11 protein-coding genes and 1 tRNA gene are annotated in these 18,496 nt (G+C 58.4%); 5 read left to right on the plus strand and 7 right to left on the minus strand.

Going from position 1 to position 18,496, the window contains the following annotated elements; translation table 11 throughout:
- The first annotated feature begins 115 nt into the window (after window positions 1-115).
- On the plus strand, window positions 116-2,383 hold the full coding sequence (gene glgP / locus DWX63_RS09805; protein WP_117843603.1) for a glycogen/starch/alpha-glucan family phosphorylase: 2,268 nt from the start codon (window positions 116-118) through the stop codon (window positions 2,381-2,383).
- Window positions 2,384-2,919: 536 nt separating this feature from the next.
- Here the strand turns inward: glgP and DWX63_RS09810 are convergent.
- From DWX63_RS09810 to DWX63_RS09830, 5 genes are all read right to left on the minus strand, one after another.
- On the minus strand, window positions 2,920-4,119 hold the full coding sequence (locus tag DWX63_RS09810; protein WP_117843604.1) for an ABC transporter ATP-binding protein: 1,200 nt from the start codon (window positions 4,117-4,119) through the stop codon (window positions 2,920-2,922).
- A 68-nt stretch (window positions 4,120-4,187) separates the two neighbouring features.
- Window positions 4,188-5,027 carry a carbohydrate ABC transporter permease gene (locus DWX63_RS09815; RefSeq protein ID WP_117584245.1) on the minus strand — a complete coding sequence of 280 codons (840 nt, stop codon included), beginning with the start codon at window positions 5,025-5,027 and terminating at the stop codon, window positions 4,188-4,190.
- Window positions 5,027-5,881 (minus strand): carbohydrate ABC transporter permease, encoded by an 855-nt coding sequence (locus DWX63_RS09820; RefSeq protein WP_099432301.1) that lies wholly within the window; start codon window positions 5,879-5,881, stop codon window positions 5,027-5,029. The genes DWX63_RS09815 and DWX63_RS09820 overlap by 1 nt, the downstream gene beginning before the upstream one ends.
- Window positions 5,882-5,968: 87 nt before the next feature.
- Entirely contained in the window at window positions 5,969-7,285 is a 1,317-nt protein-coding gene (locus DWX63_RS09825; RefSeq protein WP_055252173.1) for an ABC transporter substrate-binding protein, read from the minus strand.
- Between the two features lie 309 nt (window positions 7,286-7,594).
- Window positions 7,595-8,314: a GntR family transcriptional regulator gene (locus tag DWX63_RS09830; RefSeq protein WP_117799369.1), complete on the minus strand. Its 720-nt coding sequence runs from the start codon at window positions 8,312-8,314 to the stop codon at window positions 7,595-7,597.
- A gap of 257 nt (window positions 8,315-8,571) precedes the next feature.
- On the opposite strand from DWX63_RS09830, the gene DWX63_RS11320 reads away from it, so the two are divergent.
- From DWX63_RS11320 to DWX63_RS09850, 4 genes are all read left to right on the plus strand, one after another.
- Window positions 8,572-10,989: a PTS transporter subunit EIIC gene (locus DWX63_RS11320; protein ID WP_255413249.1), complete on the plus strand. Its 2,418-nt coding sequence runs from the start codon at window positions 8,572-8,574 to the stop codon at window positions 10,987-10,989.
- Between the two features lie 127 nt (window positions 10,990-11,116).
- Complete coding sequence (locus tag DWX63_RS09840; RefSeq protein WP_117735677.1) at window positions 11,117-12,130, plus strand: polyprenyl synthetase family protein; 1,014 nt, start codon at window positions 11,117-11,119, stop codon at window positions 12,128-12,130.
- Window positions 12,131-12,269: 139 nt separating this feature from the next.
- Window positions 12,270-13,175 carry a peptidoglycan-binding protein gene (locus tag DWX63_RS09845; RefSeq protein WP_199406666.1) on the plus strand — a complete coding sequence of 302 codons (906 nt, stop codon included), beginning with the start codon at window positions 12,270-12,272 and terminating at the stop codon, window positions 13,173-13,175.
- A 38-nt stretch (window positions 13,176-13,213) separates the two neighbouring features.
- A tRNA-Gln gene (locus DWX63_RS09850) sits at window positions 13,214-13,288 on the plus strand.
- Between the two features lie 497 nt (window positions 13,289-13,785).
- On the opposite strand, the gene DWX63_RS09855 is transcribed toward DWX63_RS09850, so the two are convergent.
- Both DWX63_RS09855 and DWX63_RS09860 read right to left on the minus strand, forming a co-directional pair.
- Window positions 13,786-15,963, minus strand: a complete 2,178-nt coding sequence (locus DWX63_RS09855) for a hypothetical protein (RefSeq protein ID WP_117843605.1) — start codon at window positions 15,961-15,963, stop codon at window positions 13,786-13,788.
- A gap of 184 nt (window positions 15,964-16,147) precedes the next feature.
- Entirely contained in the window at window positions 16,148-18,037 is a 1,890-nt protein-coding gene (locus DWX63_RS09860; protein ID WP_117743784.1) for a carbon starvation protein A, read from the minus strand.
- Between the last annotated feature and the right edge of the window lie 459 nt (window positions 18,038-18,496).

Genomic DNA, 18,496 nt, shown 5'->3' on the forward strand with positions numbered 1-18,496 from the left:
CGACCCCTCCCCACCGTGCGGACGCGCTTGCTTACCCGCGCGAGGCCACCCCAATCCCCTCGCGCGGGATTCTTATGAATTGCAGACATGTAATCAACCCATTACAGGAGGAAACATGCCCCAAATTAACCTCATGGAACTCGCCGAGCAGTCTTTTGGCACCTCGCTCGAGCAGCTCGACGACCGTCGCATTTACAAGCTGCTGGTCAAGCTCGTGCAGGAGCGCTCTTCCGCCTGCCCGCTCAACAATGGCAAGAAAAAGCTCTACTACATCTCTGCCGAGTTTTTGATTGGCAAGCTGCTCATCAACAACATGATCGACCTTGGCATCTACGACGAGGTTAAGGATCAGCTCACTGCCGCCGGTCACGACCTCAACAAGATCGAGGAGTTTGAGGTCGAGCCGTCGCTGGGCAACGGTGGCTTGGGCCGTCTGGCCGCATGCTTCCTGGATTCCATCGCCACGCTGGGCCTTACCGGAGACGGTGTGGGCCTCAACTACCATTACGGCCTGTTCCGCCAGCGCTTTGTCGATAAGCAGCAGAAGGCCGTCCCCGATGAGTGGCTTGGCGAGCAGGACATCCTGGTCGATGACGACCGCTCCTACACCGTTGAGTTTGACGATTTTGCCGTCACCTCCAAGCTCGTCAACATCGATGTGCCTGGTTACGGCCAGCCCACCAAGAACCGCCTGCGCCTGTTTGACCTGGCAAGTGTCGACGATGGCCTGGTACCCGGCAGCTCCATCGACTTCGATAAGACCGAGATCGCCAAGAACCTCACCCTGTTCCTCTATCCGGATGATTCCGACGAGCAGGGCCGTCTGCTTCGCATCTACCAGGAGTACTTCATGGTGAGCAACGCTGCCCAGCTCCTGATCGACGAGGCTGTCGAGCGCGGCAGTAACCTGCACGATCTGGCCGACTACGCCGTGGTCCAGATCAACGATACGCATCCCACCATGGTCATTCCCGAGCTCGTTCGCTTGCTCACCACCGAGCATGGCATCGAGTTTGACGAGGCCGTGACCATCGTACGCTCCATGGTCGCCTACACTAACCACACGATTCTTGCCGAGGCCCTCGAGAAGTGGCCGCTCGCCAGCCTGCAGAAGGTCTCCCCTGCCATCGCCGACATTATCGTCAAGCTCGATGAGATCGCGAAGGCCGAGCACGATGACCCGCGCGTCGCCATCATCGACGAATACAACACCGTCCACATGGCCCACATGGACATCCACTTTGGCTTCTCCATCAACGGCGTAGCCGCCCTCCACACCAAGATACTTGAGGACACCGAGCTTCATCCGTTCTACGAGATCTATCCCGAGAAGTTCTCCAACAAGACCAACGGCATCACCTTCCGCCGCTGGATCCATGGTGCCAACCCCGCGCTCGCCAGCCTGCTCGACGATGTGATCGGCACCGATTGGCGCAGCACCGGCGATCTGAGCAAGCTCGCCGAATTCGCCGACGACAAGGACGTTCTTGAGCGCCTGGCTGCCACCAAAGTCGAGGCCAAGAGCATCATGCGCCAGTTCATGGCGCTCGAGCAGGGCGTGACCATTCCCTCCAACGCCATCATCGATGTTCAGGTCAAGCGCATCCACGAGTATAAGCGCCAGCAGATGCTCGCGCTCTACATCATCTGGAAGTATCTCGACATCAAGAACGGCAACAAGCCCGCTCACCCCGTCACCATCATCTTTGGCGGCAAGGCGGCACCTGCCTACACCATCGCCCAGGACATCATTCACCTGATCCTGACGCTGTCGCAGTGGATTGCAAACGACCCCGACGTGGCTCCCTACCTGCAGGTTGTCATGATCGAGAACTATAACGTCACCGCCGCCGAGCGCGTGATCCCCGCCGCTGACATCTCCGAGCAGATCAGCCTGGCCTCCAAGGAGGCAAGCGGCACCTCCAACATGAAGTTCATGCTCAACGGCGCCCTAACCCTGTGCACGCTCGACGGTGCCAACGTGGAGATTGCCGAGCTCGTGGGCGACGAGAACATCTACACCTTTGGCGCCTCGTCCAAGCAGGTCGAGCAGCTCTACGCCGACGGCACCTACGATGCCGGCGCACTCTACCGCAAGCCCGGCATCAAACTGCTGGTGGACTTCATCACCAACCCCGCCTTTATGGCGACCGGCAACGCGGAGCGCCTGCAGCGTCTGCACGACGACATCAAGGGCAAGGACTGGTTTATGGCCCTGCTCGACATTGAGGAGTACATCCAGACCAAGGAGCGCGTGCTGGCCGACTACGAGGACCAGGACGCTTGGATGCGCAAGGCGCTCATCAATATCGCCAACGCCGGCACCTTCTCGTCCGACCGTACGATCTCCCAGTACAACGACGAGATCTGGCACCTGAGCTAGCTCATTCCCCTTACCCATCCTCTTGAGAAACGGAGTCGTGGCAACACGGCTCCGTTTTTTGTGCCCGCACGTTACCCTGTGACCCGACTCTGCCAAACAATCTCGATCTGTAACAACTAGCCAGCAGAATTGGCACCGCCCGTTACAGAACGAGACAATCAAAACCGTCCATCTGAGTTCATCTCAATCTGTAACATCTGGCACCTAAAATTGCTTCTTCCTGTTACAGATCGAGACAAACGGAATCGTCCCGCAGCAATATCTCAATCTGTAACATCTAGCAGCTGAAATTCGTCTTTGGTGTTACAGATTTAGATGAAATGGTTAGCTCAGCGGAACCGTCTCGATCTGTAACATCTAACGTCCGAAATCGGCCCCACCTGTTACAGATCGAGACAAACGACCGGCCAGACAGCCCCAACACAAAGAAAGGCTCCCCTCTCGCCCAGTGGACGGGAGGGGAGCCTTATATGTGACCGCGGCAAAAGGATGGTAATACCGCAGTCGCCCAAAGGGAGGGCCTGGATGCACCGGGCCTAGATAAGGTTCTTGCCAGAGACCTTATCGAAGAGGTGGGTCGCATTCTTCTCGAACTTGAACCAGATGGGGTTGCCCGCCTTGAGCGCGCCCTTGGCCTCGAGGTCGACGACGGGGATAATCAGGACAAACTGGCCGTCGGGAGCGGTCACGTGGACATGCTCGGTCGAGCCCATGAGCTCGGTCACCTCGACGGTGCCCTGGAGCGCACCCTCCTCGCCCTTGTCGGCAAGCAGGATCTGCTCGGGACGCACGCCGGCCGTAATCTCCTTCACGTCGCCGCCGTCCCAGTTGAGGGCAAGCTGTGCGCAAGTCTCGGGGGCGAGCGCCACGTTCATATCCTCGGTCTTGACGGTAAAGCCGTTGCCCGAGCGCACCAGCTGGGCATCGAAGAAGTTCATCTGCGGCACGCCGATGAAGCCGGCGACGAAGATGTTCGCGGGATGGTTGAAGACCTCCTGCGGCGTGGCGATCTGCTGGACGACGCCGTCCTTCATGACCACGATACGGTCGCCGAGGGTCATAGCCTCGGTCTGGTCGTGGGTAACGTAGATGAAGGTACCCTTGATCTCGTGACGCAGCTTAATGAGCTCGGCGCGCATCTGGTTACGCAACTTGGCGTCCAGGTTGGACAGCGGCTCGTCCATCAGGAAGACCTTGGGGTCACGCACGATGGCTCGGCCGATGGCGACGCGCTGACGCTGACCGCCCGAAAGCGCCTTGGGCTTACGGTCGAGGTACTCGGTAATACCCAGGATCTCGGCAGCGGAGCGGACCTTGCGGTCGATCTCGTCCTTGGGGACTTTCTTGAGCTCGAGCGTAAACGCCATGTTCTCGTACACCGTCATATTGGGATACAGAGCATAGCTCTGGAACACCATGGCGATGTCGCGGTCCTTGGGAGCGACGTCGTTGACGCGCTTGCCATCGATGAGCACATCGCCCGAGGTGATGTCCTCCAGGCCGGCGATCATGCGCATCGTCGTGGACTTACCGCAGCCAGAGGGGCCAACGAGGACGATGAACTCCTGGTCGTGAACGGTGAGGTTGAAGTCCTCTACAGCAAGCACACCGTCCTCGGTAACCTTAAGGTTGTGCTTCTTCTCCTCGGTCTTCTTCTTTTTGCCAAAGAAGCCCTTCTTTTTTGACTCGTTGTTGGGATACACCTTCTGAACATGTTTGAGAACGATCTCGGCCATGTCTTTACCTTTCGATACGCGGCGCCGCGCTGAGGGGCGCCGCCAAAACTTGCAAAACAGTTACGGCATCAGCCCTTGACGGCACCTGCCACAACGCCGTCAATGATGTACTTCTGGCAGAAGATGTACATGATGACGATGGGGATGACGACCATCATGATGCATGCCATCATGGGGCCGAGCTCGACGTGGCCATAGCCGCCACGGAAGTACTGGATCAAGATAGGAATGGTCTTGTACTTGGTGGAGTCGAGCGTAAGGTAGGGCAGCAGATAGTCGTTCCAGACCCACATGGTCTCAAGGATACCGACCGAAAGATAGGTGGGCTTCATAATGGGAAGGACGATCTTAAAGAACACCTGGACCGGGTTGCAGCCGTCGATCATGGCCGCCTCTTCGATCTCGAGCGGGATGTTCTTTACAAAGCCGGCGAACATAAAGACCGCGAGGCCCGCGCCAAAACCAAGGTAGATGAAGCAGATGTTAAACGGCGTGTTAAAGCCGATGCGGTCCGCGAGGTTGGACAGCGTGAACATGAGCATCTGGAAGGGCACGACCATCGAGAAGACGAACAGGTAATAGAAGAAGTTCGAGATCTTGCTGTTGACGCGCACCACGTACCAAGCGCACATGGAGCAGCACACCAAGATCAGCACGACCGACGTGACCGTGATGATGAGCGAATACATAAATGCCGAGGCAAAGCCCTGCTCGTTCAGAGCGTGCACGTAGTTTGCGAGGCCGTTGAACGTCTCGGGCGTGAGCAGATCGAACGCCGTGGTGGTGCTGATTGCGGTCGCTTTCTTAAAGGAATTGAGCGCAATCATGAACACGGGGTAGATCCATGCGAGCGACAGGATCGTAAAGAAGATCGAGAGCGCGCGGTTGATAGCCTTATCGCGTTTCATTACTGCTGCACCTCCTTGGACCTCGTGGCCTTAAGCTGGATCATAGAAATAGCGACAACCAGGATGCAGAAGATAACTGCCTTGGCCTGACCGATGCCCTGCCATGCGATGCCAGCACGCGAATAGAACGTGTTGTAGATGTTCAGGGCGAGCATCTCGGTGGAGTGCGCCGGAGCGCCACCGGTAAGGGCGAGGTTCTGGTCGAACAGCTTAAAGCCGTTGGTGATGGACAGGAACAGGCAGATGGTGATGGTCGGCATCAGGTTGGGGATCTTAACCTTCCAAAACGTCTGCCATGCCGTAGCGCCATCGACCTTGGCGGCCTCGATGTAGTCAGACGGGATGGACTGCAGACCGGCGATGTAGATGATCATCATGTAGCCGACCTGTTGCCACAGGGTCAGGATGATAAGGCCCCAGAAGCCAGCGGCGGAGTTGAGGGCGATAAGCTGGGCACCCACGTTGGAGAGCAGGCAGTTGATCAGAATCTGCCAAATGTAACCCAGCACAATGCCGCCGATCAGGTTAGGCATAAAGAAAATCGTACGGAAGATGTTGGTGCCCTTGAGCGCCTTGCGGGTGAGCGCCTGCGCAATGGCCAGCGCGATCACGTTGATGAGCACCGTCGACAGGAAGGCAAACGCCACGGTAAAGAAGAACGACGTGGAGAACTGCGGGTCGGTCAGTGCGCGCACGTAGTTCTCGATACCGACAAAGTGCGCGTTATTGATGGTAATAAACTGGCAGAACGAGAGATAGAAACCCTGGATAAAGGGAATCACGAACCCGATCATAAACGCCAGGCACGTGGGCAGCATAAAGAGCGGCCACCAGCGCTTGAGTGCTTTGCCCATAGAAGGGTCCTTTCAATATGCAGGGGGCGGGCAAACCTACGTCTGCCCGCCCCCTGTCGCTAATCAGATAGCTTGGGCAGCAACTGCTTACTCGGAAGCAGCCTTCTCGGTCTTCCAGCCATCGACGAAGGCATTCTTGACGCCGTCCCACTTGGTGTTGTCGGCAGCATAAGCGATGAGAGCCTGCTTGAGGTTCTTCTTCCACTCCTCAGAGGGGATGTAAACGAAGTCCCAAGCAACGGTCTTCTTGCCATCCTTGGCCATAGCAACGGCCTGCTGCGAGAAGACGTTGGTGGTCTCCTTAGCGCTCTTGAACGGGGCGGTCAGACCCATCTTGTCAGCGATGATGCTGGTGGCGGTGTCAGAAGTGACGCACCAATACATGAAGTCCTCGGTGGCCTTCTGGGCATCCTCGGAAGCCTGGGAGCTGACGCACCAGTAGTTCTCGCCGCCGGAGCACAGGCCCTGGTTCTCCTCGCCGTCGACGCCGATGTAGATCGGCAGCATGCCGAGCTGGTCGTCGGTCATACCGGCCTTGGTGAGGTCGGCGTAGGCCCAAGAGCCGTTCTGGTAGAAGACGGCCTTGCCGGTTGCGAACTCGTTAGTGGCGTCGTCACCGGTCTTGGAGGCGAGCTGCGAAGGATCGCAGGTGGAGTCGGTGATGTACAGGTCGAAGATCTGCTTAAAGTTGTCGAGATACTCGCCCTTGATCTCGTCGTCCTCCTGGTTGTGCTCCTTCTCGAACTCGTAGTAGAGCGGGAGGTTGGCGAGGTGGGTGGTGTAGCGCCAGCTGGAGGAGTCATCCATGCCGGCGGAAGTGAAGGCACCGTCAACGCCGAGCTCGTCCTTGCGGGCCTGGATGTCATCGGCGCAAGCCTTCAGCTTGTCGAAGGAGTTGATGTCCTCGGCCTTGTAGCCAGCCTTCTCGAGGAGCTCCTTGTTGTAGATGATGCCGTAGCTCTCCTGAACCCAGTCGATACCCAGATCCTTGCCGTCGGACTGCAGAGCCAGGGAGTCGTCGATGAGCTCGCCGCGGAGCTTGGTGTCGGACAGATCGGCGCAGTAATCCTTCCAGTTCTTAAGACCGGTGGGGCCGTTGACCTGGAACAGCGTCGGAGCGGAGCTCTTGGACATCTCGGACTTGAGCTTCTCCTCGTAGGTGTTGGAGGCGGCGGTCACGATCTTGACCTCGACGCCCTTCTCCTTCTTGTACGCCTTGGCGATCTCCTTCCACTCCTTGTCGACCTCGGGCTTGAATTGGAGGAAGTAGACCTCGGCAGCGTCACCAGAAGCAGAGGAGCCGGAGCCGGCGGAGCCACCGCAGCCCACAAGACCCAGACCAAGAACCGCAGCCGCGGAACCAGCGAAGCCCAGGAACTGCCTTCTGCTCATTTCGTTCTTCATTACAATCCACCCTTTCACACCGTGGCGGCACCCTTTGCCGCCGCCTTCGGAGATTGGCTCGGGGACTTTGCCCCTTTTGCTGTTTTGTACGATACGCTATTTAGAAAGTTGTTTGAACAAGTATTACTAGAGCGGTAGAAAAACTTCGGTAAACGGTAATTTCAACTTGATACTTGACAAGTTTTGTATAAACAATTATTTGTTATCGAATGCAGAGAAAACGCCCGGTCAAGCCGATGCATCGTCGGTTTGACCGGGCGTTTTCTCTTTGGGGGCATGAGTAGTCTCGTCAGGCTGCGAGCTAGCCGGCTATCGCTTGGAGTTGACGCGGTAGTGGAAGATCTCGGGATGCGTGCGGGCATGCGTGACCTCGAACAAGATGCCGTCCGAGGTGTACGACTGGCTCTCCATGACAGCGACACAGTTGTACTTGCCAAGGTCCAAGTAGCTGCAGTCCTCATCGTTGGCAAGCTCGACGCTCACCGTACGGCGGCTCGCCATCACTTTGACGCCGCGCTTGTGCTCCAGATAGCCGTAGATAGAATCCGCCGCGATCTCGGGGGTCAGGCCCTTGGCGATCGACGCCAAAAAGTAGCCATGGTCCACTTGGCGCGCACTGCCGTTGAGGCTTCGGACACGCACTACGCGAATCAACTCCTCGCCCACCTTAAAGCCCAGGCGACGAGAGAGTTGCTCGGTGCAAATCAAATGTTCAAAAGACTTGACCTCGGTCGATGCAACGGCATTGTTGCGTTTTGCGAACTCGCCAAACGACTCAACCTCTTCGAGTGCGCCCAACATGTCGGTTTCGCCCTTAAGCCAAATAACGCGCACGCCCTTGCCGTGTATGGGCTGCACAAACATCCCGTCGGCCAGCATACCCAAGGCGCGACGGACGGTATTGCGAGTACATCCGAACTCCGCGGTCAACTCAGCTTCGGTTGGCAGCATCTCCTGAAACGCATAGGTCCCATTAATGATGCGCGAGCGTATTTCTCGGTAGATTCCTTCGTATATCGCTTTTGGCATGACTTCACCTCTAATGAATATGTATGGCTAGGCACGATAGCATTTCTTTGGGTTGTTTAAACCGATTATCGGTAAAGCACGGATTATTTACCGTCGACGGTTCCCCCGAAACCCAAATCGGACCGAATCAAAACCGTCAATGCGGCAAGCAGCCAGTCCTCTACAATGAGTTCATTGTTTAAACGTTCTTGCTCGCACAGCATGTTGCATCCGGAAGGCATATTATGCTGCAGAAAATCCAACGTTTTGGCGGAGCCATGTTCGCGCCCGCCATGCTGTTTTCTATATCAGGCCTCATGGTCGGCATCTCCGCCCTCGCCACGACCGTGGATATCGTCGGCGACCTCGCCGTATACGGAACCCCCTGGTACGTTTTCTGGACTATCATTCAGCGCGGCTCGTGGACGGTCTTTAAGCGCCTTCCACTCCTTTTTGCCGTAGCGCTGCCCATCGGCCTTGCCCAAAAGCAACCGGCACGCTGCTGCCTCGAGGCGCTCGTAGCCTATTTTGCCTACTGTTTCTTTTTGAGCGAGATCATTAAGCTGAGCGGCGACAACCTTGGACTTAAGTACCCGTCGTCTTTAACCCCCGCCAGCGGCATCACCGTCATCGACGGCATCAAGACGCTCGACACCGGCATTATCGGCCCGCTGGCGGTATCGGCAACCGTCGTCGCCATCCATGACCGCTTCTACGATGCCAAGGTTCCCGATTGGCTCGGCACCTTCTCGGGTTCCTCGCTGGTCTACCTCATCAGCTTTTTTGCCGTGTTTGCCCTTGCCGCCATCTCGGCCGCCATCGTGCCCTTCGCATACGCTGTAACCGAAACGCTGCGCCACGCACTTGCGGGCGTCGGCCCCTTCGGCGTGGGCATCTTTGTGTTTTTGGAGCGAGCACTCGAGCCCATGGGGCTGCACCACCTGCTCTATATGCCCATCTATTACGACAATCTGGTCATTCACGACGGTATTTACGCCACGTGGACCAACCTGCTCCCCATTCTCTCCCATAGCACGCGCCCTTTAAATGAACTTGCGCCCTGGGCAGGTTTTACCGCCACCGGCTGGGGCAAGCTCTTTGGCCTTCCCGCCATCGCGGCAGCATTCTATTTCACCGCCAAACCCGAACGCCGCGCCGGCCTTAAGGTCATCCTTTTGCCCGCCATCGTCGCCTCGGTGGTCTGCGGTGTCACCGAGCCGCTCGAGTTTCTCTTTATGTTCACCTATCCTGGACTCTTTTTGCTCTACGCCGTCCTATCCTCCTGCCTTGCCATGACCATGAACTTCTTTGGCATCGTCGGCATCTTCTCGGGCGGTCTCATGGAAATGACGGCCTTCAACTTCATCCCACTCATGCGAATGCATGCCAGCTCCTACCTTTTGGCGCTCGGTATCGGTCTTGCCTTTAGCCTCATCTTTTTTGTTAGTTTTCGAGCACTCATCTTGGTCTATGACCTTAAGACGCCGGGCCGCGAGGATCATGCCTCCAATCGCGCGGCAATCGATCGTTTAACGGGAAGCGGCTTTGTCAAAGAGCAATCTCCCAATGGCGAGGTCAGTATTCAATCCGATCAAGATCACGTCCTCGCTGAGCGGGTAATTCAGCTTTTAGGTGGCGTTGGCAATATCGTGGGCGCAACCAACTGCGCCACGCGCCTGCGCGTCGAGGTCGCAGACCCTTCCATCGTTGCAGATAATGCGTCGTTTGTCGCGGTGGGCGCCAAGGGCCTCATCATTACGGGCAAGACCGCCCAGGTGATTATCGGCATCTCCGTTCCCCGCGTTAAAGAGCATTTTGACCAGATCATGGGCCTCGAGCCGGGATTTGTGCCCACCACCTCGGCCTCCCCTGCCGCCAGCGCAGCCCATAAGCGCGGCGATATCTGCTTCTTCGATATCGACGGAACACTCGCCTGGCAAGACCCTCGAGTGGCACAAGAGCTTCCCGAGGGCGAGCGAGACCTCTCCCCCTATCCCAATGAAGCGGTCTCGCAAGCCATCCGTGATTTTGTCGCCAAGGACAATATGGCGTTTATCTGCACAGGGCGCACGCTGAGCTGCATCCATCCAAAGCTGCTCGAGCTGCCCTGGACCGGCATCGTCTGCCTCGCGGGTGGCTATGTCGAACTTGAGGGACACGTGATTCGCGATTTGGCGATGACGCCCGGCATGCTGCAGCGCCTTGCTCCCATTCTTGAGCAATCGGACGAAGTGATTCGTTTTGAGGGACTCAATGGCGTCGTTCGCATGAGTGCCGATGCGCCCGACGCCCCCGGATACGCCCGCACCGTGGGCGATGCAATTACGCAGCTGCAACATTACAGCGCCTACAAGATCTTAATGTCTACGTCGCTTGCCAACCGCATCGCTCAGGATCAAGCGTTTGAGCCGCTGCTCTGCTTTAACGAGCTCGAGCTCGAAGTGACCGAGATTTCGCCTCGCGAATGCACCAAGCGCGAGGGTATCCAGTCCGTACTCGACGCTCTCGACCCCAACCATGGAACGGTGTATGGCATCGGTGATGCCAGCAATGACATCTCGCTGATGAACGCCGTCGATGTCGGTATCGCCATGGGCAACGCACCGGACTTCCTCAAGGAAAAGGCCGACTATGTCACCGACAGCATCGACCACGACGGCGTCGTCACCGCGCTCGAACACTTTGGGCTTATCTAGCCAAGCCCCTACCGCACTTGCGGCCGCATGGACCAATCGTCTTCAACCGCCGCGCTCGACGCCCTAATGTGGCAATATGTTGTCTGCATAATGCAACGATGCAACCTATCAAAGAATGCGAGAACCCGTGTCCAGTCCGTTTACTAGCTTTTTAGCCCAGCACTTTGACCAGATTAACGACTATCTGGCCACGTTCTTTGACGGACAGGCGACTTCCGCCGATATCGAGCGCTACCTGTATACCCCGCTCTCGGCATTTACGGCAAACGCTGGCAAGCGCCACCGCCCGCTCATCTGCATGCTCGCCGCCACCGCGGTAGGCGGCAGCTTTGAGAGCGCCCGCAGCGCCGCGGCAGCCATCGAGCATTTCCAGTCGGGCGCGCTAATCCACGACGACATCGCCGACAACGGACAGCTTCGTCGAGGCAAGCCCTGCATGCACCTTACCGAGGGCACGGGCCTTGCCATCAATTGTGGCGACCTAGCGCTCACCATGGTCACCAAGACGGTTCTCGACGACCCCACGCTGGAGTCCAACGTGAAGGTGCGCGTGCTCCACGAGCTTACCGAGATGATCGTCCGCACCATCGAGGGCCAAGCGCTCGACCTGGGTTGGGTCCGTGATGAGCGCTTTGATATCTCGGTTGATGACTACCTGGACATGGCGACGCACAAGACCGCGTTTTACAGCGGAGCGACGCCGCTTGCCGCCGGAGCCATTATTGGCGGCGGCAGCGATGAGCAAATCGAGGCGCTGCGCACCTTTGGCCTGCACACCGGTCTTGCCTTCCAAATCCAGGACGACCTGCTCAACCTTGTTGGCACCAAGGAAACCGCCAATAAGGACTTCCGTACCGACATCACCGAGGGCAAGCGTACGCTCGTCGCCGTACACGCCCTCTCTGATGAGCGCCACCACAACGAGGTCGAGGCGATTCTTTCCTCGGGCACCGATGATCCCGCGCAGCTCGCACGCGCCGTGGAGATCTTCCAGGAGACCGGCTCCATCGATTACGCCCACACCTACGCGCTGGACCTGACCGCTAAGGCCAAGGCCGCCATCGAAGGCGTCGAGCTCGACCCGCATGCACGCGAGCTATTCCTCTCCATGGCAGATTTCTTTGTGGAGCGCCTTAACTAGCGGGGGTTATAAAACCTGTCAGCAGCGTATTTGGGTACAACTTGCTACACTGTTGAGTGCATGTTTATAAATTGTCTCGCGTTGTCTATCCGACACACGCTCAAAATAGTACGAATGGTACGCCGAAAGGGGTTCGTTCATGGAACCTATTACTACGGGCATGCAGGGAGCAGCCGTCGAGGACGTCCAGTCCCGCCTTCTGCAGCTCGGCTATACAATCGACGACGCCGAGGTCGCCGACAAGCGCTTTGGCACCACCACCGAGCAGGCTGTTGGCACCTTTAGGCTCGATAGCGGCCTTGCCGCCGGCAGCGCCGTCGATATCCCCTGCTGGAGCGCCCTGGTAGACGCCTCGTATAAGCTGGGCGACCGCACCCTCTATCTGCGCATGCCCAATTTCCATGGCGCCGATGTGCAGGCCCTGCAGCGCGCTCTGAACGTTTTGGGCTTTGCCTGCGGCGAGGACGACGGCTACTTTGGCCCGCATACCGAGGCCGCCCTGCAGCAGTTCCAGGAAAATGTCGGTCTGTTTGCCGACGGCATGGCCTTCCAGGACACCTACGCCTACATCAACCGCCTGCACCATGTGTGGGAGGGTAAGCCCTCGGTCACCGAGGCCGAGTCGCGTATCGGTTTTGCCCGTGCCGCCAATGTGCTTGAGCGCTTTCAGATTGCCGTTATCGGCGAGGACCCCATCGCACGCAGCGTTGCGTCGCGCATGTGGAATATCGCCACGGCAACGACCGACAACAGCGGCATGATGCTCTGCGACTCCGAGGTCCCAACCGACGTTGACCTGGTGCTCGAAATCGCAAGCGACGAGCTGCCCGCCGACGCCGCACCGCGCGCCACGATTGCCCTCGCCGAGTGCCACAACCTGGCCCAGCGCATCCGCACCGCCAATGTCGCCGCGCAGCAGAAGCCGGCTCGCATTCGCATTGAGCTCACGGGCATGACGCGCTACAACGGCACCTTCACGGCCAGCGACGCGCAGACGCTCGCCGTACGCCTGCTCGATGGCGTTTGCGATGCCCTCGCAGATTAGGTAAACTAGACGAGTTGCTTTTGGGCAACACCACACATTGGGACGTAGTTCAACGGTAGAACTCCGGTTTTTGGTGCCGGCTGTTGGGGGTTCGAATCCCTCCGTCCCAGCCAAGGTAACTGAGCGCCCTGAGCTTTCATCAGCCCAGGGCGCTTTCTTGTGAGCAAACGGAGGGATTCGAACCCGCAAGGGTGCGGAGCTGAGGAAACGCGAAGCGTTTTCCAGCGCAGCACGCAAGGAGCGAAGCGACGCAGCGGGACGCGGCCGCCGAAAAGGCGGACGCGGAATCCCTCCGTCCCATACCAGCAACGGGCTCCCCGCATCTCGACTTTCCAGCCAAACCGGCACTTAGGGACGCTCCCAAAGTGCCGGTCATAGCTTCTCCTACAGAACGAAAAGTTGCAAAAGGTAGATTTTCAGGCATGTCCCAAAAATCCACCCTCAAAATACAGGCGCCCCAAGCCCATTAGAACCAAGAGCGCCTTACATCTAGAAAATATCAGCCCAGTTCCGCACGAACAGGAGGCCACTTAATGTGGCCTCCATCGTGAGCAGGACTCTAGAGCAGGAAACCTAAGTCGGTGTCCCCGCTCTCCCGGGGCCGGCGGAACTAATTGTTCAGCATGCGGTCGAAGCTTCCCGAGTCGCCATCCCGATAGTCAGCGGTCATCAGGATCTCCTGCGGAATGCGCCCGCCTTCGCGCAGCACGTTGCGGAACTGCACGCGCGTAACCATGGGCAGGTCTTTGATCGTGGCCGCCAGGTTCTGCGGCACGCCCTGGTTGGCAGCCGCGGGCTCGCACTCGCCGCCGGCCTTCACGCGACGTTTATGCTCGGCGAGCATGGCGCGGTACATGCCGGCATGCAGGCGAATCTCAACCACATTGGCATTGCGAGTCTGCTCGACGATGCGCGCGCCCTCGCGATCGATATCGCCCACGTAGTAGACGTAGTTAAAGCGATAGCCAATCTCGGCCAGATAATCGTCCAGGGCATGCGAGACGCTCGCCTTGCATCCGCCGCCAAAAATCACGCCGCCCACCTTGATGCCAAAGAGCTTGGCGTGCTTGCGGCCACGCAGCAGCTTGACGATCTCGTCGTAGGTGTCCAGGTTCTCGACCATAATGAACGGCTTGTCGGCGCCCAGCGTAAAGAAACCCGTAAAGTGCACGGGGCGGTTGGGGGCAACCTTAATCGCCTGCATGCTGATGCCCTTTTCGGCCATGCGCTTAATCAGGCGCTCACCGTGCTTACCGTCAAAGGCCTTCTCGTCGTTAAAGATCTGGTAGGCGCGCTGGCGACGCGAAGCGACCGGCGTGTCGGCACCTCGGTTCTGCTCAATCCAAGCCTGGATGGTCGCAATCTCCTCGGCAATCTTGCGGTTGGACATCTCGTTGTGCTGAGCGCGCTGCGGAGCCTTTTTGCCGTCCTTGCCCTCGACCTTTACGATCTGTGTCTGCTGCTCCTTGATCTTAGAGAGCGCCATAGGCGTAGGGACAACTTTGAGCAGCTGCCTGCCTAAAACGCGGGCAAGAGCAAACGCCGAGACCTCGCCGTGGGCTGCCGACTCGGGCTGCTGGGCAGCAGTATCTACTGCGGCAGACTCCGGCTTCTTCTGAGACTTGCGCTTAGAATCGCCTTGGGAATTGCGCTCGCGCTTCGGCATAGACGCCTGCTTCTGCGGACGATCGGACTTGCTCTCCTTCGCTGGCTGGCGCTTAGGCTGCCCCGCAGAAACCTCGGCCTTCACATCCTCGTCCCGCGGCGTGATCTTCTCGGTTGCAGTCTCGGCATGGGAACTGCGGCCCCCACGATGGCGACGGCGGCGAGGCTTGCTCGATGCGCCCTGCTCCGTCTGCTCATCAGTAGACTGCTGGCCCTGGGTCTCCGTATCGGACGCAACCTGCTCATCAACAGGCTTCTGTTCACGAACTTCCGACTCGGCAGGCTTCACGGCCTTCTCGGCCCGCACCTCCGGAACCTGATTAACCTTCTCCTGGCGCTTTATGGGGTACGCGCGACCTGCAAAGCCGCGACCGGGACGACACGAGTCTGAGGCCTTCTTGGCCGGCTTCTCGGAATCGTCCGCAACCTCGGCAGTCTCTTCGGCCTCGAGCGCAACATCCTGCTGCTCGGCCCTAAAATGCGCACCGCGGCGACGCTTGGGCTCCTGGATCTCAGCATGCTCTTGAGTGCGAGTCGGCTCCCGCATCCCGACGGGCTTTTCCTCGACGGCCTCGACATCCGTCTCACCCTTTTGAGCTACGGCGCGGCGGAAGCGCTCCTGCTGGGCGCGGCGCTGCGCATCGCGCTTGCCACCCCCGCCAAAACCGCCGCGTCCCGCCTTGGCCGTAAAGGCGCGAACGACGTTCTCGTCAAGCAGCTCGTCGGTATCGACATGCTCGCGCGGAGCTATTGCCGCCTCAGCAGGCACCTCGACAACGTCCTCGACGACCTCTTCGGCAGCCTCGGCAAGCTGTTCCTGAACATCGCGAATCTCGGCATTGATGGTATAGAACGCCGGACGCCCGTTAATGCCGCTACCCTCAATCTTGGTCACGATATTTGCCGCGATAAGCTCATCGCGCATCGCCTTGGTGTCGCATTCCTTATCGACGGAGCGGAAAATCTGCGCCAGCGCGCTCGACTTGATCTTGAGCGCCTTGCGGCAGAGCAGGTCGTAGGCAACCAGCTTGGCGCGCTCGGCAGAAAGCGACGTCTGGCTGCTCAGGCGCTCAGCCAAAGCATCGACATTGTTTTGATTATCGGAATATACCGTCTTGGCCACGGGGCCCCTTTCATATGTACACATATACGTTTATATGGTACAACGCGCGCCCTTATTCACGCAAAACATCTGCGAGAACACTCGAGCGTCACCCGCTTTCGCATGAAAAAAAGACCGAGCCCGCGAAGTCGCGGACCCGGTCTTTCCGAGTCATATGGATGGAACGGTTAGTCCATCAAGCTGACTAGGCCTTGGCGGCCTCGGCGTCGGCAGGAGCTTCAGCGGCAGCGGCGCGACCGTACTCGGCCTTGCCCATCTCGGACCACTCGGGCTCCTCGTCGGGCATGGAGCCGGCCTCCTTGCCGAAGAACTCCTTGAGGCAGTTGACGGCGACGATGAGGCCCAGGACCATCAGCAGGACGGCGAAGACGAGCTGCAGGCCCTTGGTGGCGGCGACGGAGACGGCGGCCGTGGTGGCGGTAGCCGGGATGGTGCCGAAGAAGCCGTAGGCCTGGACGGCGGTCATGCAGCCCATGGCGCTCTGGACCAGCGAGGTGAAGGTGCAGCAGAGCAGGAAGGCGACGGGCACGTAGAGCATCCAGCCCTTGCGGCCGGTGCACTTGCAGAACACGGCGAGGGTGATCATGGTCATACCGCCGAGCAGCTGGTTGGAAGCACCAAAGAGCGGCCAGATGTTGGCATAGCCACCAAAGGCGAGGGCGAGGCCAGGAAGCAGGGTAACGACCGTGGCGAACCAGGGATTGCCGAGGACCTTCATGTAGCCGGCCTTGGACTCGATGGCCAAGGCGTCGTTGGTCTGGGCAAAGAACTCGGAGAACGAGGTGCGGGCGATGCGGGCAACGGCATCGAGCGAGGTCAGGGCCAGTGCGGAGACGTTCATGGTCATGAAGACGGTTGCGAGCGTGCCGTTAACGCCGAAGGCCTGCATACCGCGGGAGATGCCAGCGGCGAAGATCTGGAACGGGGTGGAAGCGACGCCGGCGTTGAGGGCGCCGGTACCGGCGGTGTTCATGTCGGAGAACATGATGCCGGCGACGATGATGGCAAGGATGCCGACGAAGGACTCGACGATCATGGCGCCGTAACCAACCTTGACGGCGTCCTGCTCCTTCTCGACCTGCTTGGAGGAGGTACCGGAAGAAACGAGGCTGTGGAAACCAGAGAGAGCGCCGCAGGCAACGGAGACAAACAGGACCGGGAACATCATGCCAGAAGCGCTAGAGAAGCCGGTAAAGGCCGGAGCGGTGATAGTGGCCTGGCCGTTGACGCCCAGGACGACGATGCCGAGGACAGCGCAGGCGATCATGACGATCATCATGATCGAGGTGAGGTAGTCACGCGGGGTCTTGAGCATCTGGATGGGCATGGCGCCGGCAAAGACCAGGTAGACCATGACGACGGCGAACCACTGGAACTTATCCAGGTAGACCGGGAACTGCATACCGACGGCAAACATGAGAACCATGAGCACCACGCCGGTGACGAACTCGGCAGCGCCGGTGAGGTTGAACTTCTTCTGAGCCCAACCAAAGGCGATCGCGACGAAGGTGAACAGGATGGAGATGGTACCAGCGCAGCCGGCGGCATAGGACTTGGTGAAGTCGATGGCACCGGTAGCAGCACCAGAAGCGTCAACGGCCGGGGTGAACATGAACGTCTTGCAGACCATGTCGGTGAAAGCGGCGATGACGATGATGCAGAACAGCCAGCAGAACAGCAGGAACAGGCGACGACCGGTCTTGCCGATGTACTTCTCGATGAGCTGAGCCAGGGACTTGCCGTTGTTCTTCATCGAGGCGTACAGGGCGCCAAAGTCGTGGACGGCGCCAAAGAAGATGCCGCCGACGAGAACCCAAAGCACGACGGGCAGCCAGCCAAAGGCCATGGCGACAATCGTGCCCGTGACAGGGCCGGCACCGCAGATCGAGCTGAACTGGTGCGAGAACGCGGTGAAGGCGGAAACGGGCGAGAAGCTCTTGCCGTCCTTCATGCGCTTGGCCGGCGTGAGGGCATCCTTGTCAACGCCCCACTTATTTGCCAGCCAGCGACCGTAGCCCAGATAGCCACAGGCGAGCACCGCCGCGGCCACAACCATGAGCAAAACTCCGTTCATTACATTTCCTCCTCTAAAAAGAACTTCCTAGACATAAAAAATGAGGGCCGTCGGTTGCGCTCGACGGCCCTCATCTTCATCAGCCGCCCGTTATCGTACGGGCTAGCTGTATGTGCTAACCCGCATCAGATAATTACTACGCTGATAATGTTTAGCTGATGCGTGAACATGTCTAAGAAATCCTCTTCGATCATGATGTGAACGTTCCGTGCGTGTTCACATCCCCCAGTGGATGAAAAGCAGTATGAAACTTTAGTTACCTAAAGTCAACGTACAAATGTAATGAATTTTCAACTTTTTTGAAATTTACGGTATAGAACGCCATTAACCTCGGACTTTATCAGACAAAAGTTTTTGCATGAGAGATACCCCTGAGAGTCGCGGGAGCCGGGCGGCGCACATGAACTTTCCTGCTCTACAGTCCTGCGCAAGACGGAAAGCACATTAAGTGCTTTCCTT

Origin of the sequence: Collinsella sp. AF20-14LB, from assembly GCF_003459505.1 — a bacterium.
Lineage (GTDB): Bacteria > Actinomycetota > Coriobacteriia > Coriobacteriales > Coriobacteriaceae > Collinsella.